The 20,503-nt window shown below is 62.5% G+C and carries 19 protein-coding genes; 1 reads left to right on the top strand and 18 read right to left on the bottom strand.

The features are described from left to right. Nucleotides 1-71 precede the first annotated feature (71 nt). A complete protein-coding gene (locus P0Y58_03410; GenBank protein ID WEK31254.1) occupies nucleotides 72-2,435 on the top strand; it encodes a penicillin acylase family protein in 2,364 nt (787 codons plus the stop codon). A 129-nt stretch (nucleotides 2,436-2,564) separates the two neighbouring features. Here P0Y58_03410 and P0Y58_03405 read toward each other — a convergent pair whose 3' ends face one another. The 18 genes from P0Y58_03405 to P0Y58_03320 form a co-directional block, all read right to left on the bottom strand. Continuing rightward, complete coding sequence (locus P0Y58_03405; GenBank protein WEK31253.1) at nucleotides 2,565-3,437, bottom strand: transporter substrate-binding domain-containing protein; 873 nt, start codon at nucleotides 3,435-3,437, stop codon at nucleotides 2,565-2,567. After that, nucleotides 3,434-4,204: an amino acid ABC transporter ATP-binding protein gene (locus tag P0Y58_03400; protein WEK31252.1), complete on the bottom strand. Its 771-nt coding sequence runs from the start codon at nucleotides 4,202-4,204 to the stop codon at nucleotides 3,434-3,436. The genes P0Y58_03405 and P0Y58_03400 overlap by 4 nt, the downstream gene beginning before the upstream one ends. Then, nucleotides 4,201-4,860 carry an amino acid ABC transporter permease gene (locus tag P0Y58_03395; protein WEK31251.1) on the bottom strand — a complete coding sequence of 220 codons (660 nt, stop codon included), beginning with the start codon at nucleotides 4,858-4,860 and terminating at the stop codon, nucleotides 4,201-4,203. The genes P0Y58_03400 and P0Y58_03395 overlap by 4 nt, the downstream gene beginning before the upstream one ends. Next, on the bottom strand, nucleotides 4,841-5,506 hold the full coding sequence (locus P0Y58_03390; protein WEK31250.1) for an amino acid ABC transporter permease: 666 nt from the start codon (nucleotides 5,504-5,506) through the stop codon (nucleotides 4,841-4,843). Before P0Y58_03390 ends, P0Y58_03395 begins: the two co-directional genes overlap by 20 nt. A gap of 294 nt (nucleotides 5,507-5,800) precedes the next feature. Further along, nucleotides 5,801-6,586, bottom strand: coding sequence for a MetQ/NlpA family ABC transporter substrate-binding protein (locus tag P0Y58_03385; GenBank protein ID WEK31249.1), 786 nt, complete (start codon nucleotides 6,584-6,586; stop codon nucleotides 5,801-5,803). 175 nt (nucleotides 6,587-6,761) lie between these two features. Further along, entirely contained in the window at nucleotides 6,762-7,592 is an 831-nt protein-coding gene (locus P0Y58_03380) for a sigma 54-interacting transcriptional regulator (protein WEK31248.1), read from the bottom strand. Nucleotides 7,593-7,656: 64 nt separating this feature from the next. Then, on the bottom strand, nucleotides 7,657-8,238 hold the full coding sequence (locus P0Y58_03375; GenBank protein WEK31247.1) for an alpha/beta hydrolase: 582 nt from the start codon (nucleotides 8,236-8,238) through the stop codon (nucleotides 7,657-7,659). Between the two features lie 282 nt (nucleotides 8,239-8,520). Beyond that, nucleotides 8,521-8,922, bottom strand: coding sequence for a biopolymer transporter ExbD (locus P0Y58_03370; protein ID WEK31246.1), 402 nt, complete (start codon nucleotides 8,920-8,922; stop codon nucleotides 8,521-8,523). A 1-nt stretch (nucleotide 8,923) separates the two neighbouring features. Continuing rightward, complete coding sequence (locus tag P0Y58_03365; GenBank protein ID WEK31245.1) at nucleotides 8,924-9,643, bottom strand: MotA/TolQ/ExbB proton channel family protein; 720 nt, start codon at nucleotides 9,641-9,643, stop codon at nucleotides 8,924-8,926. A gap of 30 nt (nucleotides 9,644-9,673) precedes the next feature. Further along, on the bottom strand, nucleotides 9,674-10,474 hold the full coding sequence (locus P0Y58_03360; protein ID WEK31244.1) for an energy transducer TonB: 801 nt from the start codon (nucleotides 10,472-10,474) through the stop codon (nucleotides 9,674-9,676). Between the two features lie 399 nt (nucleotides 10,475-10,873). After that, the gene (locus P0Y58_03355; GenBank protein WEK31243.1) at nucleotides 10,874-11,863 is read right to left on the bottom strand and encodes a sulfate ABC transporter ATP-binding protein; all 990 of its coding nucleotides are present in this window, start codon (nucleotides 11,861-11,863) and stop codon (nucleotides 10,874-10,876) included. A gap of 3 nt (nucleotides 11,864-11,866) precedes the next feature. Next, nucleotides 11,867-12,739 carry a sulfate ABC transporter permease subunit CysW gene (gene cysW, locus P0Y58_03350; GenBank protein ID WEK31242.1) on the bottom strand — a complete coding sequence of 291 codons (873 nt, stop codon included), beginning with the start codon at nucleotides 12,737-12,739 and terminating at the stop codon, nucleotides 11,867-11,869. A gap of 11 nt (nucleotides 12,740-12,750) precedes the next feature. After that, nucleotides 12,751-13,569 (bottom strand): sulfate ABC transporter permease subunit CysT, encoded by an 819-nt coding sequence (gene cysT / locus P0Y58_03345; protein ID WEK31241.1) that lies wholly within the window; start codon nucleotides 13,567-13,569, stop codon nucleotides 12,751-12,753. A 93-nt stretch (nucleotides 13,570-13,662) separates the two neighbouring features. Then, nucleotides 13,663-14,670 (bottom strand): sulfate ABC transporter substrate-binding protein, encoded by a 1,008-nt coding sequence (locus tag P0Y58_03340; protein ID WEK31240.1) that lies wholly within the window; start codon nucleotides 14,668-14,670, stop codon nucleotides 13,663-13,665. 50 nt (nucleotides 14,671-14,720) lie between these two features. Further along, nucleotides 14,721-14,903 carry a sulfur starvation response protein OscA gene (gene oscA / locus P0Y58_03335; GenBank protein ID WEK31239.1) on the bottom strand — a complete coding sequence of 61 codons (183 nt, stop codon included), beginning with the start codon at nucleotides 14,901-14,903 and terminating at the stop codon, nucleotides 14,721-14,723. Between the two features lie 237 nt (nucleotides 14,904-15,140). Next, nucleotides 15,141-18,203: an efflux RND transporter permease subunit gene (locus P0Y58_03330; protein ID WEK31238.1), complete on the bottom strand. Its 3,063-nt coding sequence runs from the start codon at nucleotides 18,201-18,203 to the stop codon at nucleotides 15,141-15,143. Beyond that, nucleotides 18,200-19,267 carry an efflux RND transporter periplasmic adaptor subunit gene (locus tag P0Y58_03325; protein ID WEK31237.1) on the bottom strand — a complete coding sequence of 356 codons (1,068 nt, stop codon included), beginning with the start codon at nucleotides 19,265-19,267 and terminating at the stop codon, nucleotides 18,200-18,202. The genes P0Y58_03330 and P0Y58_03325 overlap by 4 nt, the downstream gene beginning before the upstream one ends. Further along, nucleotides 19,264-20,352 carry an efflux RND transporter periplasmic adaptor subunit gene (locus P0Y58_03320; GenBank protein ID WEK31236.1) on the bottom strand — a complete coding sequence of 363 codons (1,089 nt, stop codon included), beginning with the start codon at nucleotides 20,350-20,352 and terminating at the stop codon, nucleotides 19,264-19,266. The genes P0Y58_03325 and P0Y58_03320 overlap by 4 nt, the downstream gene beginning before the upstream one ends. Between the last annotated feature and the right edge of the window lie 151 nt (nucleotides 20,353-20,503).

Here is a 20,503-nt window from a genome sequence, read left to right as displayed (position 1 = left end):
GGGCTATGCTCTGTTCGCAAAACCGCTGATGATCGGACCACATTTTCTGCTTGAACGCACAAGGAGTCTGCATGAAGCGCAGCCTGACCCTGCTGGCCGTGGTTGTGGCCGTGGCCGCTGGCGCCGGTTACTGGTACGTGCAGGGCAAACTGCCACAGCGCGAGGGCGAGGTGGCCATGGCCGGCCTGCAAGCGCCGGTCAGCGTGCGCTACGACACCCGCGGCGTACCGCACCTACAGGCGCAGAGCGAGCCGGACCTGTACCGCGCCCTGGGCTACGTGCATGCCCAGGACCGGCTGTTCCAGATGGAAATCCTGCGCCGTCTGGCCCGTGGCGAACTGGCCGAGGTGCTGGGCGAAAAACTGCTGCCCACCGACACCCTGTTCCGCAGCCTGCGCATTCGCGAACAGGCCGCGTTGATGGCGGAGCGGCAGGACCACCAGTCCCCTGCCTGGCACGCCCTGCAAGCCTACCTCGACGGGGTAAACAGCTGGCAGGCCGGCCACCCCAAGCCCATCGAGTTCGACCTGCTCGGAATCACCCCACGCCCGTTCACCGCCGAAGATACCCTGAGCGTCGCCGGCTACCTGGCCTACAGCTTCGCCGCCGCCTTTCGCACCGAGCCCGCGCTGACCTATATCCGCGACCAGCTGGGGCCGGAATACCTGAACATCTTCGACCTCGGCTGGCAGCCCGATGGCGCGCTGGGCACACCACTGGCCGCCGCCGATTGGCAAAGCCTGGAGGCCCTCGCCCGGCTCAGCCATGAAGCACTCGGCGACGCCGGTATCCCGCAGTTTGAAGGCAGCAACGCCTGGGCGGTGGCCGGCAGCCATACACGCAGCGGCAAGCCACTGCTGGCAGGCGACCCGCATATCGGCTTCGCGGTGCCCGCCGTGTGGTACGAGGCCGAACTGTCGGCGCCCGGTTTCAACCTGTATGGCTACTTCCAGGCGCTCAACCCGTTCGCCTTGCTGGGCCATAACCGCGACTTCGGCTGGAGCCTGACCATGTTCCAGAACGACGACGTCGACCTGATCGCCGAGCGCACCAACCCGGCCGACGCCAACCAGGTCATGGTCGATGGTAAATGGCAGGCGCTGGAAAAGACCGAACAGCAGATCGCGGTCAAAGGCGAAGCGCCGGTCACCCTCAGCCTGCGTCGCTCCCCCCATGGCCCGATCGTCAACGACGTGCTCGGCGCCACGGCCGGAGCCACGCCAATCGCAATGTGGTGGGCGTTTCTGGAAACCGAAAACCCGATTCTTGAAGGTTTCTATCGACTCAACCGTGCCGACACCCTGGGCAAGATGCGCGAAGCCGCCGCCAACGTCCACGCGCCCGGGCTGAACTTTGTCTGGGCCAATGCCCGAGGCGATATCGGCTGGTGGGCGGCGGCGAAGCTGCCGATCCGCCCCGACGGGGTTGACCCAGCGTTCATCCTCGACGGCACCAGCGTGCAGGCCAGCAAGCTCGGTTTCTACCCCTTCAGCGTCAACCCGCAGCAAGAGAACCCGGCGCGCGGCTATATCGTCTCGGCCAACTACCAACCACCGGCGGCGATGCCGATACCGGGTTACTACAACTTGCCTGACCGTGGGCGCCAACTCGACCGCCAGCTAGCCAACCCTGAAGTGAAATGGGATACACAGAACAGCCAGGCTCTGCAGTTGGACACCGCCAGCGATCACGGCCCGCGTACCCTTGCACCGCTGCTGGCAACGCTGCGCGCGGCGGCTGAAGGTGACGAAGAAAAGGAGCTGGTCGAGCAACTGGCTGCCTGGCGCGGCGACTACCCGCTGGACTCGACTAGCGCCACGCTGTTCAACCAGTTCCTCTACGAACTGGCATTCGCAGCCCTGCATGACGAACTGGGCGACACCTGGTTCCCGGTCCTGATCAGTACCCGCGCCATCGATGCCGCCTTGCCGCGCCTGGCGGCGGATGCCGATTCACCTTGGTGGAACACGCGCGGCGGCAACCTGCGTACCGACCGTACTGCCGTCGTGCGCCTGGCCTGGCAGCACAGCTTGAAGCACCTGCGCGACACCCTGGGCAGCGACCCGGCAAGCTGGCAGTGGGGCAAGGCGCATACCCTGACCCACAACCACCCGCTGGGGGTGAAAAAGCCGCTGAACCTGCTGTTCAATGTCGGGCCGTTCGCTGCACCCGGTACCCATGAGGTGCCGAACAATCTCTCGGCGAAGATCGGCCCGGCACCGTGGCCGGTGACCTATGGGCCATCGACGCGGCGGCTGATCGACTTTGCCGATGCCGGGCAGGCGCTGACCATCAACCCGGTCGGGCAGAGTGGCGTGCCGTTCGACCGGCACTATGCGGACCAGGCCGAAGGGTATGTGCAGGGACAGTATCAAAAGGCGCAGATGGGGGTGATACCGGCGCAGAGTACCTTGCGATTGGTGCCAGCGCCGTAGGGGGCTGCTTCGCAGCCCATCGCGACACAAGGCCGCTCCTACACGGGGCCGCGTGTCCTGGGCTTGCGCGGTCCCCTGTAGGAGCGGCCTTGTGTCGCGATGGGCCGCAAAGCGGCCCCAGTTACACAATCAGCCCTGCCATTTGCCGCCTTCGACAATCACGCTTTCCGGCTTGGTGTCATCGCTCAGTTCCTTGCGCACATACTGGTCATACAGTTTCAGCAAGAACTTCTCCTCACCCAGCTTGGCCAGTTCGGCATTCACCCAGTCACGCAACTCGGTGTTGCCTTTCTTCACCGCTGGCGCAATCGGTGCTTCTTCACCCAGCAACTCAGGCAGCACGCGGAAGCCCGGGTTCTGCTTGGCCCAACTGAACAGGATCAGGTTGTCCTGGGCATAGGCATCGCCACGGCCGGTGGCCAGGGCTTGCAGCGACTCGCTGTTCTTCTCGAACTTGAGCAGTTTCCACTCCGGATGGTTTTTGGTCAGCCAGATATCGGCCGTTGTGCCGGTGGTGACGATGATGGTCTTGTCGGCCAGGTCATCCAGTTTCTGTACCGGGCTGCCATCGGCGACGATGGCCTGCACGGCAACGCGCAGGTTGGGGTTGGTAAAGTCCACCGCTTCCTTGCGCTCCGGGGTCACCGTCATGTTGGCAAGGATCAGGTCGACTTTGTCGCTCTGCAGGAACGGAATACGGCTGGCCGGCTCCACGGCAACGAACTCGACCTTGTTTTCATCCCCCAGCAGGTCCTTGGCCAGGCGCCGGCCAATGTCGGTGTCAAAGCCTACGTAGCGGCCCTTCTCATCGACGAAGCCGAACGGCGGCTTGTCGGTGAACACCCCGACGATCAGCTTATCGCGGGCCTTGATGGTTTCCAGGTAGCTGGTGGCTGGCGATGCCCCTGCCGGCTTGGGCGGTTCCTCGGCCTTGTTGCAGCCGGCCAGCAGGGCCAGGCCGAACAACGGCGCCAGCAGTTTGGTGAGGTTGGCAGTTTTCATGACAGTTCCTTGTGCAGTGTCTTTGGCAGGCTTTCTACGAAGGAGAATTTCTCCAGGAACTGCTGCGCGCGTGCGGTCTGCGGTCGGGTGAAGAAGCGCTCGGGGTCGCCCTGTTCAAGGATCCTGCCGGCCTCCATGAACACGATGCGGTCGGCCACCGCGCGAGCGAAGGCCATTTCGTGAGTAACGATGAGCAGGGTCATGCCGTCGCGGGCCAGGCCCTGGATCACCTGCAGCACCTCCTTGACCATCTCCGGGTCAAGGGCGGCGGTGACCTCGTCGAACAGCATCACCTCGGGGTTCATGCACAGTGAGCGCACGATGGCGATGCGCTGTTGCTGGCCGCCGGACAACTGCCGGGGGAAGGCGTCGCGCTTATCCAGCAGGCCGACCCGCGCCAGCAGCGCCTCGGCCTGGGCCTGCGCTTCGGCACGCTCGCGCTTTTGCACCTTGAGCGGGCCCAGCAGCAGGTTGTCGATCACGCTCATGTGGCCAAACAGGTGATAGCTCTGGAACACCATGCCCACCCGCTGGCGCACGTCGCGCCAATCGGTACGCGGGTCGAGCAGCTCTTTTCCGGGGCGCAGGTGCCCGCTGTGGGCCTGCTCCAGGCCATTCAGGCAGCGCAACAGCGTGCTCTTGCCGCAACCGCTGGGGCCGAGGATGACCACCACTTCGCCGGCCGCCACCTTGAGGTCGACGTCCTTGAGTACCTGGTGCGGGCCAAAAAACTTGTTGAAACCCTGGAATTCGATCAATGCGTTCATGAGTGTGCCCAGCGGCGTTCCAGCACGCGCGAAGCGGCGGACAGCGGATAACAGACGATAAAGAAGAACAGGAACAAGGCGCCGTAGATCAGCACCGATTCGTAGGTGCGTTCGATGATCTGCTGCCCAGCCTTGATCACCTCGACCACGCCGATCAGCACCGCCAGCGAGCTGGTCTTGATGATCCGCGTGTAGATGTTGATGGTCGGCGGGGTCATGCGCTTGAGTGCCTGCGGCAACAGCACGTAGCCATACAGCTGCCAGCCGGCCAGGCCGATCGACAACCCTGCCTCGCGCTGGCCCCGCGGCAGCGAAGCCAGTGCACCGCGCACCACCTCACCCACCTCGCTGGCGCCCCAGAGGGCCAGTACCAGCACGGCGCACCAGAAGCTGGGGATGCTCAGGGCAAAGAAGATCGGCAGACCGAAGAACACCAGATACAGCCAGACCAGCACCGGGATGGCGCGGAACAGCTCCAGGTAAATCTGCAAGGCGATGTTCAGGGCACGGTTGCCCAGGGTTGCCAGCACGCCGTACAGCACCCCACCCAGCGTCGCGAACAGGATGCCCAGCGCCGAGATGGACAAGGTCTGTGCAGCGCCGCCGGCCAACTGCGGCAACGCTTGCAACAACAGTTCAAACCCCGAACTGGCCATGTTGCAGCCTCCTTTCCAGATAGCGCAGCAGCAACGAAAGCGGCAGGAACAGCAGCACGCAGAGCAGGGTCAGCACGGTGAGCATTTCGTAGGTCTTGTAGTACAGCGCGATGTAGTTCTTGGTGGTGTAGAGAATTTCCGGCACGGCCACTGCCGACACCACGGTGGTTTCCTTGAGCAGGAAAATGAAGTTGGCGAACAGCGCCGGCAGGCTGAGGATACCGGCCTGGGGCAGCACCACGTGGCGCAGCAGCTGCCCCTCGGACAGGCCGATGGAGCGCCCGGACTCAAGCTGGGCACGCGGCACGGCCTCGATGCCGGCCCGCAACACCTCGGTAAGGTAGGCACCGCCCATGAAGGTCATGGTGATGATGGCTGCGCTGAAACCGGAAATTTTCAGGCCCAGGCTGGGTAATGCGAAGTAGACGAAAAACAGCTGGATCAGCAGTGGCGTGTTGCGTGCCAGTTCCACGTAGGCTTTTACCAGGCGCCACAGATAGGGGGTGCGTAATACCAGCAGGGTGGCATTGAGCAAGGCGACCAGTAGCGAGGTGGCGATGGCGATGAGACCGACCTGCAAGGTCACGCCCACGGCCTTGAGGAAGGCGGGTAGTGTGCTGAGGATGAATGCGGTGTCGAGGGTCATGGGTAGAGCAAGTCTGCAGGGTGCGCGGGGGCGCGATTGGTAGACTTTAATGATCTAAAAACTTTTTAATAAATACCTTTATTGCATATATATAGATGACCAAGATTCACAAGGCTCCCTGTGGGAGCGGGCTCGTCGAGCCTTCGAACCGCCGCGAAGCAGGCGACGCGGTGGATGGCACCGGCTACGCCGGTGTTCGCGGGCATGCCCGCTCCCACAGGTATCGGCTCCCCCGAAACTAAAACGCCGACACAAAGGTGTCGGCGTTGGTTCATTCAAGGTAACGCAACCGCATCAGAACGCCGGCAGCACAGCACCTTGGTATTTCTTGGCGATGAATTCTTTAACTTCAGGGCTGGTCAGGGCCTTGGCCAGTTTCTGAATGGCTTCGCTGTTCTTGTTGTCCGGGCGGGCAACCAGGAAGTTCACGTACGGCGAGTCGGCACCTTCGATCACCAGTGCATCCTTGGCCGGGTTCAGGCCGGCTTCCAGCGCGTAGTTGGTGTTGATCATGTCCAGGTCGACCTGGTCCAGCACACGCGGCAGCATGGCCGACTCAAGCTCGCGGAACTTCAGCTTCTTCGGGTTCTCGGCGATGTCCTTGGGGGTGGCCAGGGCATTTTTCGGGTCTTTCAGGGTGATCAGGCCAGCCTTCTGCAGCAGGATCAGGGCGCGGCCGCTGTTGCTGCCTTCGTTAGGGATGGCAACCGTGGCGCCTTCCTTCAGCTCGGACAGGTTCTTGATCTTTTTCGAGTAGCCACCGAAGGGTTCGACGTGCACGCCGATCACCGTTTCCAGGTGGGTGCCCTTACCTTCGTTGAAGCTCTTCAGGTACGGCAGGGTCTGGAAGTAGTTGGCGTCCAGGCGCTTCTGGTCCACTTGTACGTTCGGCTGCACGTAGTCAGTGAAGACTTTGATCTGCAGGTCCACACCTTCCTTGGCCAAGGTCGGCTTGATCAGCTCGAGGATTTCGGCGTGCGGTACCGGGGTAGCAGCAACCACCAGTTTCTCGGCGGCAGAGGCCAGGCCTGAAAGCGACAGGGCAGCGGCCAGAGCGGTGGTCAGCAGGGTCTTCTTCATGGTGGTCCTTGTTCTGTATCTGGGCCATCGGCGATGGCGAATCGGCTGCCCAACCGGTTCACCAGCGGGCTTGAAGCGGACAATACCTAGATTTTTTATTCCGTAACAATATCTTTTACTTAGCTGCTTATTCCAAAACCAAACTGCTACCAGTCACTTTGCTTATGAGCGATGTCTAGCGCGCGGTGTTGGGCAAGTCGAGGTCTTCTGGCTGGATCTCTTCGCTGTCATTCACCAGCAACGCAAAGTGGATGACGTTCTCAAGTTCCCGGGTATTGCCAGGCCAGAAATGCGCTTCCAGCAACTGCTGCGCCGCCTCGCTTACCAACGGCACTGGCCGCTGCAGGCGTACGCTGTAGATGCCCACGAAGTACTCCGCCAGCGGCAGGATATCGCCCGGCCGTTCGCGCAGGGGCGGCAGTTCAAGCGCGCCTTCGCGCAGGTACTGGTACAAGCGCTCGTTGAAGCGTCCGGCACGTACCACGCGTGCCAGATCGATGCTGGTGGCAGCTACCAGGCGCACATCCACCGGCTGTGGCTGCTGCGCGCCCACCCGGGTAACCTCGCGATTTTCCAGGGCCGCCAGCAGCTTGCCCTGTATGGCCAGCGGCAAGTCGGCAATCTCGTCCAGGTACAGCGTGCCGCCGTTGGCCGAACCGAACCAGCCGGCGCGGCTGCTGGCCGTACCGCCATGGCTGCCCGCGCTATAGCCGAACAGCTCGGCATCGGCGTAAGTGGGGCTGATGGCGGCGCAGTTGACCGACACGAACAGCCCTCCGCGGTCGCTGGCACGATGGATCTGCCGGGCCAGCAGCTCCTTGCCGGTACCGGTCTCGCCACGGATCAGCACCGGCAAGGGTTGCGGCGCCAGGCGCTCAAGGTCTTCGCGCAGCTGCTGCGAACGCGGGTCGATGAACACCAAGGCCTTGGCACGGATGCTCAGCGGGCTCTTGTCCAGCTCAGGGAAAGTCAGCAGTGGCTGGCCAAACGGGTTTTGAAACGTCATGACGAACTCCCGCCCCAGGCCTGCATTGGCCGGGCGTCAGGTAAACAGAAAACAGTAAGGGCTGTCAGGCGCGACGCAGTGCGCGCTGCTCTACCCGGCTCTGCAAGCGATACAAGTAGGCGAAGCCTTGTTCCCAGCGCTCATGGCCGGACTTGACGTTGATGTGCCCGGCATTGCTCAACAACCCCGCTTCGGCGCCCCACGCCTGGGCCAGGTACAGCGCCCGCGGCACGCTTACGGCCGGGTCGTTGTCCGAGCTGACTACCTGGCTGGGGAACGGCAACGCCCCGCTCGGGATCGGCGCGAAGTTGCGCAAGGCCGGCGCGCAGGTAGGCCGCTCGACGTCTGCCGGTGCCACCAGCAGTGCACCACGCACCCGCCGCCGCAAGGCCGGGCTGGCCTGCGCGGCCCAATGGGCGACGGTGATGCAGCCCAGGCTGTGGGCAATCAGGATCACGGGCGAGCGCTCGGCGGCAATTGCCCGCTCCAGCGCCTGTACCCAATCCTGCCGTTGCGGGGTCAGCCAGTCATCCTGCTCGACCCGGGCACTGTTGGGCAGGGTGCGCTGCCAGTGACTCTGCCAATGGTTGTCTGGCGATCCTTGCCAGCCCGGCACAATCAGGTAACGAATTGACTCATTGCGCATGGGGACGCCTCCAGTAAGTTTGCGTGCTTGGAGACAAGTATAGGGGGGGAGTTATATTCGTAAAGGAATAAGAAGCTATTTGTTAATAACCAAATTTAAAAATCGACACGATCCCTGTGGGAGCGGGCGAGCCCGCGAAACAGGCGACGCGATGGATGGCACCGGCTCTGCCGGTGTTCGCGGGCGCGCTCGCTCCCACAGGGATCGCGCAGACAAAAAAAGGGCCAACCCCTGCCAAGAGATGTGGCCCATAAGCACTTGCCTGAAGAGGGTTGGCGGGTATCAGCGCGCGGTGATCACCGCCAGCTTGCTGATCCCCGCACGTTCGATGGCTGCCATGGCCCGCGCCACTTCGCCGTAGTTCACGCCGTCATCGGCCTGCAACTGCACACGCACATCTGCGTCCTTGGTCTTGGCGGCCTTGAGGTTGGTTTCCAGCAGGTCGGGCTGGATCTGGTCCTTGTTGATGAACAGCTTGCCTTCGCCATCGATGCTGACCACCAGCGGGTCCTTCTGCTCCACCGGGGCCACAGCCTCGGTCTTGGGCAGGTTGATGGGGATGGCGTTGGTCAGCAGCGGCGCGGTGACGATGAACACCACCAGCAGCACCAGCATGACGTCTACCAAGGGCGTGACGTTGATTTCACTGAGGACTTCGTCGCTATCCTGGGTCGAAAAGGCCATGTCAGGACGCCTCCTTCACCGGCTGGGTGAAACCCGCCTGGGCTTTTTGCACAGCAGGGTGAACCAGCACGCGGAAGGCACTCTTCTGCGCCAGGCTGTAGAAGTCGTGGGCGAAGTCATCGAGGTCGGCAGCGGTCAGCTTGAGGCGGCGCAGGAAGTAGTTGTAGACCAGCACTGCCGGCACCGCGACGGCGATACCTACGCCAGTGGCCACCAGTGCTGCACCAATCGGCCCGGCCACGGTTTCCAGGCTGGCGGAGCCGGCCGCGCTGATACCCTTGAGTGCTTCCATGATGCCCCATACCGTGCCGAACAGGCCGATGAAGGGCGAGGTGCTGCCGATACTGGCGACCACTGCCAGGCCGGTTTCCAGCGAGCGACGCTCACGCACGATCTGCTGGCGCAGGGCGCGCTCCAGGCGGTCCTGGTGGTTGATGGCGTGGCTCAGGTCATTGGCCTGAGTATCGCCAACGGCAATCGCGGCGTAGCCGGACTGGGCAACGCGGGCAGCCGGGCCGGGCAGCTCATGGCTGATTTCTGCAGCCGAGTCCAGGCTGGAGGCTGCCCAGAACTGCTGGTGGAAGCGCTTGTCCTGGTTTTTCAGCCGCACGAACTGCGCAACCTTGACCAGGGCCAGGCCCCAGGTGACGACAGAGAAACCGACCAGCAGCCAGATGACTGCGCTTTCAACGGATTCGAGGGGGGATGCCAGCAGGCTCATGATGGTGTCTTCCTGTGTTCTGCGAAATAGTTAGCGAAGCTTGAAATCGATCGGCACGCTGACCCAGCCGGTCTGGGCCACGTCGCCCTGCTTGGCGGGTACGAAGCTCCAGCGCTTTACTGCGGCCAGCGCGGCGGCATCCAAGGCATCGCGACCGCTGCCTTTCTGGATCTGGATCTGCCCGGGCTTGCCGCTGGGCAGCACTTCCACGCGCAACAGCACGGTGCCTTCCCAGCCACGGCGCTGCGCCATTTGCGGGTACTCCGGCGCCGGGTTCTTCAGGTACGCGGCGTTGGCCGATGCCGGGGTTATCGGGGCCGGCGCGGGTGGAGCTGGCGCGGGCGGCGCCGGGGCGGCCACCGGCGCTGGCGGTGGTGCTTCGACCGGTTTGGGCTGTGGCTTTGGCGCTTGCTTGACCACCGGCTTGGGCACGGGCTTTGGCTTGGGTTTGGGCTTGGCGGCCAGTTCATCGACGACCGGTGGCGGCGGCGGTGGCTCGACCACAGGCGGCGCCGGCGCTGGCGGTGGCGGCTCGACCACAGGCGGTGCGGGCGCTGCGAACTCGATGGTCATGGGCGGTACCTGTGGTGGCACTACCGGCAATTCTGGCGTTGGCGCCTGGCTCACCCAGTACGCTGCTGCGCCATGCAGTGCCAGCACCAAGAGGCCCAACACCAGCTTGTCGCGGCGCTTGAGCCCGCTGACGGGCGTGCGTTGCAGGCGCAGCTGGCCAAGCGGCAGGCGAAGCGTGCGTCCAAGCTCGACCAGGTCACCCGGGGCCGGGCGCCATGGCTGGTCGTAGGCCCTGACGGCCGACTGGACATTACCCATTGATCAAACTCCTGGGGTCTCGATTCAGGTGTGTGGCTGAATCATCGGGGGCAGGGGCTTATCTCTTAAAGTAATGTTTGAAATTATAGTTAGAACTTAATTGAATAACATTTTTGAAGGGTAGCGTGAAAACCACGGATTGCGCGGGCTGCAGCTGTCAGGGGTAAAGGCGATGCATTGTGGGCATGCAAAATATTCGCGCAAGGCATGAAATTGCCGCGAGGGCTGCGCCCTCGATCGCAGGCAAGCCAGCTCCCACAGGTACTGCACATGGCCCGCAGTCAAAGCGATCCATGTGGGAGCTGGCTTGCCGGCGATGGGCTGCAAAGCAGCCCCGGCAATTTCACAGGCATAAAAAAACCCGGGACCAACCCCGGGCTTTTCATCATCAAGGGCGGCTTAGATATCCGCCACCTTCTGCCAAACCTTCGGCCGGAAGAACAGCGTCTCGCCCCGCGCCAAACCGGTCAGGCTGTCATGGTCCTTGACCACCTCGGCCTCGATCAGCTCGCTCTGCCCTTCCACCTTCAACGTTACCCGCGTGGTCGCACCCAATGGCCGAATATCACGCACCTCGGCCGCATGGTGCCCTTCGGTTTCATGCCGCGACAGTGACACCTCGTGCGGGCGGAACAGCACATGATGGCCTTCACTCAAAGCCAGGCGGTTGGAATCGCCCAGGAAGTGGTAAACAAAATCGTTGGCCGGCTGCTCGTACACCTCGCCCGGCGAGCCGATCTGTTCGATCACGCCCTTGTTCATCACCACGATGCGGTCCGCCACTTCCATGGCCTCTTCCTGATCGTGGGTAACGAACACCGAGGTCAGGTTGATGTCCTCGTGCAACCGTGCCAGCCAGCGGCGCAGTTCTTTACGCACCTTGGCGTCCAGCGCACCGAACGGCTCGTCCAGCAGCAGCACCTTCGGCTCCACTGCCAAGGCGCGGGCCAGGGCAATACGTTGGCGCTGGCCACCAGACAGCTGCTCCGGGTAGCGGTCGGACAGCCAGTCCAGCTGCACCATGTTCAGCAGCTCATGCACCTTTTCGGCAATCTTGCTCTCGCTCGGGCGCTCGCCCTTGGGCTTCATGCGCAGGCCAAAGGCGACGTTGTCGAACACGCTCATGTGGCGAAACAGCGCGTAGTGCTGGAACACGAAACCGACGTTGCGGTCACGCACGTCGTGGCCGGACACATCTTCGCCATGGAACACGATGCTGCCATCATCCGGCGTTTCCAGGCCGGCGATGATCCGCAGCAAGGTGGTCTTGCCGCAGCCGGACGGGCCCAGCAGGGCCACCAGCTCACCGCTGTGGATATCCAGGTTGATAGCGTTCAGGGCCTGGAAGCTGTTGAAGCGCTTGCTGACATTACGAACTTCGATCGACATGAATCATTCCTCCGCGGCGCTGTGGCGCAGGCGGTTAATACGGTTCTCGCTCCACTGCTTGAGCAGCAGGATGAAGAGCGCCAGGATCAGCAACAGGCTGGCCACGCTGAAGGCCGCGACGTGGTTGTATTCGTTGTAGAGGATCTCTACATGCAGCGGCAAGGTGTTGGTCACGCCACGAATGTGGCCCGACACCACCGACACCGCGCCAAACTCGCCCATGGCCCGTGCAGTACACAGCACCACGCCATAGATCAGGCCCCATTTGATGTTGGGCAAGGTCACGTGCCAGAACATCTGCCAGCCATTGGCACCGAGCAGGCGCGCGGCCTCCTCTTCTTGCGTGCCCTGCTCCTGCATCAGCGGGATCAGCTCGCGGGCCACGAACGGCACGGTGACAAAAATGGTCGCCAGGACAATGCCCGGCAGGGCAAAGACAATCTGGATGTCGTGGTCCTGCAGCCAGGGGCCGAAAAAGCCTTGTGCGCCGAACATCAGCACGTAGACCAGGCCGGCAATGACCGGCGACACCGAAAACGGCAGGTCGATCAGGGTGACCAGGATACTTTTGCCGCGGAAGGTGTACTTGCTCACGCACCAGGCGGCGCTGACGCCGAACACCAGGTTCAGCGGCACCGAGATGGCCACGGCGAGCAGGGTCAGCTTCAGCGCCGACAAGGCATCGGGCTCGAAGATCGCCTCGAAGAAGGTGCCAAAACCATTCTTCAGCGCCTGCGATACCACGATCACCAGCGGCAGCAGCAAGAACAGCGCGAACACCAGCCAGCCAAGGCCGATCAGGATACGCCGCGAAGTGGCGCTGCCACGGCGGGCAGCGTTGGCGGCGGCGGTTGCACTCAGGGATGAACTGGACATGCCGGCCTCCTTCAAGGGGTTTCGATGCGGCGCTGCAGCAAGTTGATCAGCAGCAGCAGGATGAAGGAAACCACCAGCATCAGCACGCCGATGGCGGTCGCGCCGGTGTAGTCGTACTGGTCGAGCTTGACCATGATCAGCAACGGCAGGATCTCGGTCTTCATCGGCATGTTGCCGGCAATGAAGATCACCGAACCATACTCACCCACGCCACGCGCGAAGGCCAGGGCAAAGCCGGTGAGCCAGGCCGGCAGCAGGGCCGGCGCCAGGATGTGGCGGAACACCTGCAGCGGTTTGGCGCCCAGGCAGGCAGCGGCCTCTTCCACTTCACGCGGGATGTCGGCCAGTACCGGCTGCACCGTGCGCACCACAAACGGCAGGGTGACGAAGGTCAGTGCCAGGGTGATGCCCAGCGGGGTATAGGCGATCTTGAAGCCCAGGTCGGTGGCGAACTGGCCGACCCAGCCCGCAGGCGCGTACAAGGCGGTCAGGGCGATACCGGCAACGGCGGTGGGCAGGGCGAATGGCAGGTCGATCATCGCGTCGATGATCTTGCGCCCGGGGAAGGTGTAGCGCACCAGCACCCAGGCCAGCAGTGTACCGATCACACCGTTGATGATGGCGGCGAACAGGGCGGTGCCGAAACTCAGCTTGAGCGCGGCGATCACCCGCGGCGCACTGATGATGTTCCAGAACTGCTCGAAGGTGAGCTGGGAGGCATGAATGAACATGGCCGCCAGCGGTATCAGCACGATCAGGCTGAGGTACACCAAGGTGTAGCCCAGCGTCAGCCCGAAGCCGGGTATGACGGGGGAAATGCGACGTGACATAAATATCCCTGGTTGAACGCACGAAGCCCGGGATCGATCCCGGGCCGGTGCAGGCTACTAAAGGGTGTTGCTCCTAGCCGGGCACGGCTGAAATTACTGTGCCTGGTAAATCTGGTCGAACACACCGCCGTCATTGAAGAATTTCGGTTGTGCAGTCTTCCAGCCACCAAAGTCCTTGTCGATAGTCACCAGGTCCAGTTTCGGGAATTGCTTGTCAAATTCTGCAGCCACCTTCGCGTCACGCGGGCGGTAGAAGTTCTCGGCGGCAATCTTCTGCCCGGCCGGGCTGTACAGGTGCTTGAGGTATTCAGTGGCAATTTCGGTATTGCCCTTCTTCTCGGCGTTCTTGTCCACCACCGCCACTGGCGGTTCGGCCAGGATCGACAGCGACGGCACGACGATGTCGAACTTGTCAGCGCCACCGTCTTCTTTCAGTGCCAGGAAGGCTTCGTTTTCCCAGGCCAGCAGTACGTCGCCCTGGCCGTTGTTGACGAAGGTGATGGTCGAGCCACGGGCGCCGGTATCCAGCACCGGTACGTGCTTGAACAGCTCCTGTACGTAGGCCTTGGCCTTGTCTTCGCTACCGCCGGTCTTCAGGCCATAGGCCCAGGCTGCCAGGAAGTTCCAGCGGGCGCCGCCGGAGGTTTTCGGGTTAGGGGTGATGACCGACACGTCTTTCTTGATCAGGTCGCCCCAGTCCTTGATGCCTTTCGGGTTGCCCTTGCGCACCAGGAACACGATGGTCGAGGTGTACGGGGTGCTGGCGTCCGGCAGGCGGGTCTGCCAGTTGTCCGGCAGGGTCTTGCCGAGCTTGGCGATTTCATCGATGTCGCCGGCCAGGGCCAGGGTCACCACGTCGGCGCGCAGGCCGTCGATCACCGCACGGCCCTGCTTGCCCGAGCCACCGTGGGATTGCTGGATCTTCACCTTGTCATCCGGGTGGGACTGCTGCCAGTGCTTGATGAATTCGGCGTTGTACTGTTGGTACAGCTCACGGGTCGGGTCGTAGGACACGTTCAGCAGTTCGTAGTCCTTGGCGATGGCGGAACCGGCAAAAACAGCACTGGCCAGGGCGGCGAGCGCATAACGGCGGATGGACATGGTGAAGCTCCCGATTGGCATTTTTCTAGTTTTGGAGGTTGGGGCGCAGATCAGCCGGGCTTGTTGCCAGGCTGTTGCAGGCGGAACTTCTCCTTGCGCTCGATCTGTACGACCTGAGCGTTGTGCACAGTGATCTCCACCGCACCGAAACGCAGGTCGCGCAGGGCGCTCTGGATTTCACGCAGAATGGTGGCTTCGTCCTGACCGTCGATGCTACGCAGAGATGCACTCATGCTCGTTCTCCTTGGAGTGAGGTGCCGGGCAGAGGTTTGAAGGGGATTTGCGCCTGGCTTGAGGGCAATAATAGTGATGCGGGGTTATTCTTAAAAATACTGTTTAAGAATGTTTATATAACCAAAATTTAAAGACGATTTTGAAGGCGACAACATGCCTCTGTGGGAGCGGGCGTGCCCGCGAATGCGGCAGTGAATTCACCATCGCATTCGCGGGCACGCCCGCTCCCACAGGGTTCAGTGTTGGGTTTTGGTAGAGCTTTCAGGCTCGCGGATTTTGTACCAGGCCACATACAAAGCCGGCAGGAACAGCAGCGTCAGCAAGGTCGCCACAATGATCCCGCCAATCATGGCGTAGGCCATCGGCCCCCAGAACACCTCACGGGCAATCGGGATCATGCCCAGGCTCGCCGCAGCTGCAGTCAGCAGAATCGGCCGCCGCCGGTGGTTGGTGGCCTCCACCACGGCGTCCCAGGGCGAGAAGCCCTGGGCCTCGAACTCGTCGATCTGGGTCACCAGGATCACCGAGTTGCGAATGATGATGCCCGCCAGCGCCAGGATGCCGAGGATCGCCACAAAGCCCATCGGCGTGCCCGTGGGCACCAGCGCCAGCACTACGCCGATCAGCCCCAGCGGTGCCACGCTGACCACCAGGAACAGCTTCTGCACGCTGTGCAGCTGGATCATCAGGAAGGTCGCCATCAGGAACAGCATCAGCGGAATGACCGCCGCAATCGGGCCTTGGGCCTTGCCGCTTTCTTCCACCGTACCCCCGGTCTGCACCTCATAGCCGACAGGCAGCTTGCTGGCGAACGCGTCTATGTTCGGCTTCAGCTGTGCCACCAGGTCGGTTGGCTGGATTTCGCCAGTGACCGATGCCTTGATGGTGATGGTCGGCTTGCGGTCACGCCGCCATACCAGCGGTTGCTCCAGTTCGTAGCGTACAGTGGCAAAGGCCAGCAACGGGATCGATGTGCCACTGGGGGTGACGATCTGCAGGTTCTGCAAGGTGTCGGGCGAGCCGCGCTCGCTGTCCTCGGCGCGCGCCACCACGTTGACCAGGTAGATGTTGTCGTTGACCTGGGTGATCGGCACACCGGTGACGATGCTGTTCATCACGTTGGCCACATCCTCTGACGAAAGCCCCAGCTGCCGGGCCTTGTCCTGAGCGATCTCGATCCGAAGCACCTTGCCGGGCTCGTTCCAGTCGAAAATCATTTCGCCAATGTGCTCGTTCTCATCCAGCAGCGTTGCCAGGTCGATGGCGTGCTTGCGTACCTGGTCGATGTCCTTGCCGCTGACCCGGTACTGGATCGGGCGCCCTACCGGAGGCCCCATCTCCAGCGACTGAACGTTGGTGCCGATGCCCACGAAGTCCTCCCGCAGCAGCTTCTGCAAGCGCTCGATCATGCCCTGGCGCTCTTCGAAGCCTTTGCTGACGATGACCAGCTGGGCGTAATAAGGGTTTTGCAGCTGCTGGTCCAGCGGCAGGTAGAAGCGAATGGCGCCTTGGCCGATGTAGGTGCTCCAGTGCACCAGGTCCGGGTCGTCCTTGATTTTCGCTTCCAGGCGGTCAACCACCTTGCGGGTTTCTTCGATGGAGGCATTCTGCGGCAGGTTCAGGTCAACCAGGATCTCCGGCCGGTCCGATGACGGGAAAAACTGGTTCTGCACGAAACGCATGCAGAACAGCGACAAGGCGAATAACAGGATGGTGCCGATGATCGCCAGCCAGCGGTTGCGCATGCACCACAACAGCCCACCCTCGAAGGCTCTGCCGACTCTCCCCGCCTCAGCCTCGTGGGCCTTCACCTTGCTGTTGAGAATATGCACGCCGAGTACCGGCGCGAAAAACACCGCGACCACCCATGACACAATCAAGGCGACAGCGATCACCGCGAACAGCGTGTAGGTGTACTCCCCTGCAGAGCTGGCGTTGAGCCCGATCGGCACGAAGCCTGCAACCGTCACCAGCGTACCTGTCAGCATGGGGAACGCCGTGGAGGTGTAGGCGAACGTGGCCGCCTGCTCCTTGCTCTCGCCCATTTCCAGCCGCGTCACCATCACCTCCACGGTGATCATCGCGTCGTCCACCAGCAGGCCAAGGGCGATGATCAGCGCACCCAGCGAGATCCGCTGCATGGTGATGCCGCTGTACTCCATGAATACGAATACCATCGCCAGCACCAACGGAATCGAGCAGGCCACTACCAAGCCTGCACGCACCCCGAGGCTGATAAAGCTGACCCCAAGAACAATCACCACGGCCTCGAATAGCGCGCTGGTGAAACCGCCCACGGCCTGCTTCACCACCACGGCCTGGTCGGACACGGTGCGCACGCCGACGCCCACCGGCAAGTCGGCGATCACGCTGTCCATTTTCTTCTTCAACTCGGCCCCAAACACCTGAATGTTGCCGCCCGCTTTCATGCCGATCGCCAGGCCGATGGCGGTCTGGCCGTTGTAGCGGAACATTGGCGAAGGCGGGTCGACGTAGCCACGTTCGATGTCGGCGATGTCGGCCAGGCGGAAGAAGCGGTCGTTGATCTTCAGGTTGACGCTCTGCAAGTCTTTTTCCGAAGCGAACTGCCCGGTTGTACGCACCGAAATACGTTCTGGGCCTGCTTCGATTACCCCGGCGGGGGTCACAGCGTTCTGCGATTGCAACGCCTGCATCACCTGACGCTGGTCGATGCCCAGGGCCGCCAGTTTGCGCGTGGAAAAATTCAGGTAAAGCACTTCATCCTGTGTGCCCACCAGCTCGATCTTGCCGATGTTGGGCACCTCGCGTACCTCGGCCCGCGCCTGCTCCACATAATCGCGCAACTGGCGCAGGGTCAGGCCGTCGGAGGTGAAGGCGTAGATCGAACCGAACACATCGCCAAATTCGTCGTTGAACGCAGGGCCTTGAATACCAGAAGGGAACTGGCCACGGATGTCCTGGATCTTCTTGCGCACCTGGTACCAGATATCCGGGATGTCCTTGGCCTTGGTGGTGTCGCGCAGGTACACATAGACCGTGGATTCACCGGGGCGGGTGTAGCTTTTGGTGTAGTCGAGCGAATCGAGCTCTTCGAGCTTCTTCTCGATACGGTCGGTGACCTGATACAGGGTTTCGTCTTGGGTCGCGCCGGGCCAGCGGGTCTGTATCACCATGGTCTTGATGGTGAACGACGGGTCTTCCTCACGGCCCAGGTTGTAGTAGGAAAAGATGCCCATCAGCAGACCGACGAACATCAGGTACCAGACAAAAGACTGGTGCTTGAGCGCCCATTCAGAGAGGTTGAAGCTTCCTTTCATTGCGCATCCTCTTCGAAGGCGACCTTCTGGCCAGGCTTGAGGCTGTTCACGCCCGCGGTCACCACCCGCTCACCGGGCTGTACACCGGAGGCCAGGACGATACTGTCAGCGGTGCGGTCGATCAGGGCCACGTCACGGGTGGCCACGGTTTTCTGTTGCGTGTCGATCACCCACACCTGGGTTTTGCCGTCACGCTCAAGCAAGGCACTCAAGGGTAGCTCGCTGCGTGGCGTGACTTCGGAGCTCAAGGTGACGCTGATCGCGGTGCCCAGGTGGAACGCCGCCGGGGTGCTGGTCAGCGTCAGGCGGGCACGGCGCGTACGCGTGGTGGCGTCGGCCTGCGGCTCCAGCTCGCGCAGGGTGGCGGTGCTGTTGATGGTCGGGTCGAGCTGCGAGGCGACCGTGAAGGTCAGGCCCTTGCCCAGTTGCTCGGCAAGGCCGATGGGCAGGTCGATCACGGCTTCCTTGACGTCCGGGCGGGCCAGCGTCACCACGGCCTGGCCAGCGGTAACGGTTTGCCCGGCTTCGGCCTGCCACGCGGTAATCACCGCCGCATGATCGGTACGCAAGGTGCTGTAGTCGAGCTGGTCGCGGGCCTGGCTCAGCGCAGAGCGCGCCTGCTCCAGCGCCGCGCCCGTGGTTTTCAGGTTGGTCTGGGCAATGTCCAGTTGCGCCTGGGCGCCGACGCCGCGGTCGTACAGCTGCTGCTGCCGGCGGGCGTCAGCCTGGGCGTTGATCCACTGCGCCTGGACTTTGGCCAGGTCGCCTTCGGCGGCGCGCAGCTGGTTCTGTTGGTCGGTCGGGTCAAGCGTGGCCAGGGTGTCACCGGGTTTCACCTGCGCACCTACATCCAGCCAACGCCGGGCGATACGCCCCGAAACACGGAAGCCCAAGGTGCTCTCGAAGCGCGCCTGGATACTGCCGGCAAAACGCCCGAGCTGCGATTGCACCTGGGGTTCGACCTTTACCGACAACACTGGCCGGATCGGCTCGGGGGTTTCTTCCTCGCTACTGCAGGCGGCCAGCAACAGCCCGGCAGAGAGCATCAACAGCGCGCGTTTCATAGCTGCCCCCCTGCGGTCTTGGCATCTATTTTTTCTACCTGCATGCCCGGGTGCAGCAGTTGCCCACCGTTGACCACTACGGTTTCGCCGCCTTTCAGGCCGCTGGCGACGACGATCTTGCCGGTGAGATAACGACTGACTTCGACCTTGCGCAGTTCCACCTTGTCGCCCTCGCCCACCACCCACACAGCGGGTGCGTGCAGGGCCTTGGTCAGTGCCGACCATGGCAGTTCGATGCTGGGCCGGCCCTGGGCATTGGTGGTGGCGGTGACGGGTGCACCCAGTTGCATCCCTGGGGGTACATTGCGTAGCCCCACCTTCACTTGCACCGTACCGCTCTGTGCAGAAACGGTCGGGGTGATTTCACGCACAAAGCCCTGGGCCTGGATTTTCGGGTCGTCCAACAGGCTGACAATGACACCGGCATCGCTTGGCGGCGCCACCAGCAGCGATTCGTAGACATTGAACACCGCGTCGCGGTCACCATCGCTGGCCAGGCTGAAGATCGGCATGGTCGCCTGCACCACCTGGCCGACTTCGGCCTGGCGCGCGGTGATGACGCCGTCAGCCTCGGAAACCAGGGCGGTGTAGCTGAGCTGCTCCTTGGCGTTGGCCAGTTGCGCCTGAGCGGCCTTGAGCGCGCTCTGGTTGCTGCGCAGCGACGCTTCGGCCGAGTCGTATTCGCTCTGGCTGGTGTAGCCCTTGGGCAGCAGCTTTTGTTGCCGCACAAAGGCGGCCGCGGTCTGCGTCACGCGGGCCTGGGCGGCGAAGACTTCGGCCTTGGCGGAGTCCACATTGTTCTGCAGGTCTTTCGGGTCGAGCCGTGCCAGCACCTGGTTGGCTTTGACATGGTCACCCACATCGACGCTGCGGGAAATGATCTTGCCACCTACGCGAAACGACAGGTCGGTCTGGACCCGCGCCTGTACATCGCCAGTCAGGGTCACCCTGGCGGCGAAATCGGTAGGCGCCACCTGCAACACCCCTACCCGGGGCAGCTGCTCGATGGTTTCCTCTTTGCTACAGCCCGACAGCAGGGACACCAGCCCCAGGCAAACGACCAACAGCGGACGTATCAACGTCATGCAGGCTCCTTGCTTGCGCGCAAATGATTCGTGGGATGCGACTGTGAGCGTAGTTCAGGGTTGGATAAACAGCACTGATGGGGACAAGGGTAGGAGGGTGTTATGGCGTCCAGGCGCATGCCATGAGATTTTCAGCGCTTGTGAGATCGAG

Source organism: Candidatus Pseudomonas phytovorans, assembly GCA_029202525.1.
GTDB lineage: Bacteria > Pseudomonadota > Gammaproteobacteria > Pseudomonadales > Pseudomonadaceae > Aquipseudomonas > Aquipseudomonas phytovorans.
This window is presented reverse-complemented; position numbering and strand designations above follow the sequence as displayed.

What these genes read in the sequence shown, in the direction of transcription:
- P0Y58_03410 (WEK31254.1), top strand. Translation starts at nt 72, where the DNA reads ATGAAGCGCAGCCTGACCCTGCTGGCCGTGGTTGTGGCCGTGGCCGCT.
- P0Y58_03400 (WEK31252.1), bottom strand. Translation starts at nt 4,204, where the DNA reads ATGAACGCATTGATCGAATTCCAGGGTTTCAACAAGTTTTTTGGCCCG.
- P0Y58_03320 (WEK31236.1), bottom strand. Translation starts at nt 20,352, where the DNA reads ATGACGTTGATACGTCCGCTGTTGGTCGTTTGCCTGGGGCTGGTGTCC.
- P0Y58_03365 (WEK31245.1), bottom strand. Translation starts at nt 9,643, where the DNA reads ATGAGCCTGCTGGCATCCCCCCTCGAATCCGTTGAAAGCGCAGTCATC.
- P0Y58_03375 (WEK31247.1), bottom strand. Translation starts at nt 8,238, where the DNA reads ATGCGCAATGAGTCAATTCGTTACCTGATTGTGCCGGGCTGGCAAGGA.
- P0Y58_03385 (WEK31249.1), bottom strand. Translation starts at nt 6,586, where the DNA reads ATGAAGAAGACCCTGCTGACCACCGCTCTGGCCGCTGCCCTGTCGCTT.
- P0Y58_03395 (WEK31251.1), bottom strand. Translation starts at nt 4,860, where the DNA reads ATGGCCAGTTCGGGGTTTGAACTGTTGTTGCAAGCGTTGCCGCAGTTG.
- P0Y58_03390 (WEK31250.1), bottom strand. Translation starts at nt 5,506, where the DNA reads ATGACCCTCGACACCGCATTCATCCTCAGCACACTACCCGCCTTCCTC.
- oscA (WEK31239.1), bottom strand. Translation starts at nt 14,903, where the DNA reads ATGAGTGCATCTCTGCGTAGCATCGACGGTCAGGACGAAGCCACCATT.
- P0Y58_03325 (WEK31237.1), bottom strand. Translation starts at nt 19,267, where the DNA reads ATGAAACGCGCGCTGTTGATGCTCTCTGCCGGGCTGTTGCTGGCCGCC.
- cysW (WEK31242.1), bottom strand. Translation starts at nt 12,739, where the DNA reads ATGTCCAGTTCATCCCTGAGTGCAACCGCCGCCGCCAACGCTGCCCGC.
- cysT (WEK31241.1), bottom strand. Translation starts at nt 13,569, where the DNA reads ATGTCACGTCGCATTTCCCCCGTCATACCCGGCTTCGGGCTGACGCTG.
- P0Y58_03355 (WEK31243.1), bottom strand. Translation starts at nt 11,863, where the DNA reads ATGTCGATCGAAGTTCGTAATGTCAGCAAGCGCTTCAACAGCTTCCAG.
- P0Y58_03330 (WEK31238.1), bottom strand. Translation starts at nt 18,203, where the DNA reads ATGAAAGGAAGCTTCAACCTCTCTGAATGGGCGCTCAAGCACCAGTCT.
- P0Y58_03380 (WEK31248.1), bottom strand. Translation starts at nt 7,592, where the DNA reads ATGACGTTTCAAAACCCGTTTGGCCAGCCACTGCTGACTTTCCCTGAG.
- P0Y58_03340 (WEK31240.1), bottom strand. Translation starts at nt 14,670, where the DNA reads ATGTCCATCCGCCGTTATGCGCTCGCCGCCCTGGCCAGTGCTGTTTTT.
- P0Y58_03405 (WEK31253.1), bottom strand. Translation starts at nt 3,437, where the DNA reads ATGAAAACTGCCAACCTCACCAAACTGCTGGCGCCGTTGTTCGGCCTG.
- P0Y58_03370 (WEK31246.1), bottom strand. Translation starts at nt 8,922, where the DNA reads ATGGCCTTTTCGACCCAGGATAGCGACGAAGTCCTCAGTGAAATCAAC.
- P0Y58_03360 (WEK31244.1), bottom strand. Translation starts at nt 10,474, where the DNA reads ATGGGTAATGTCCAGTCGGCCGTCAGGGCCTACGACCAGCCATGGCGC.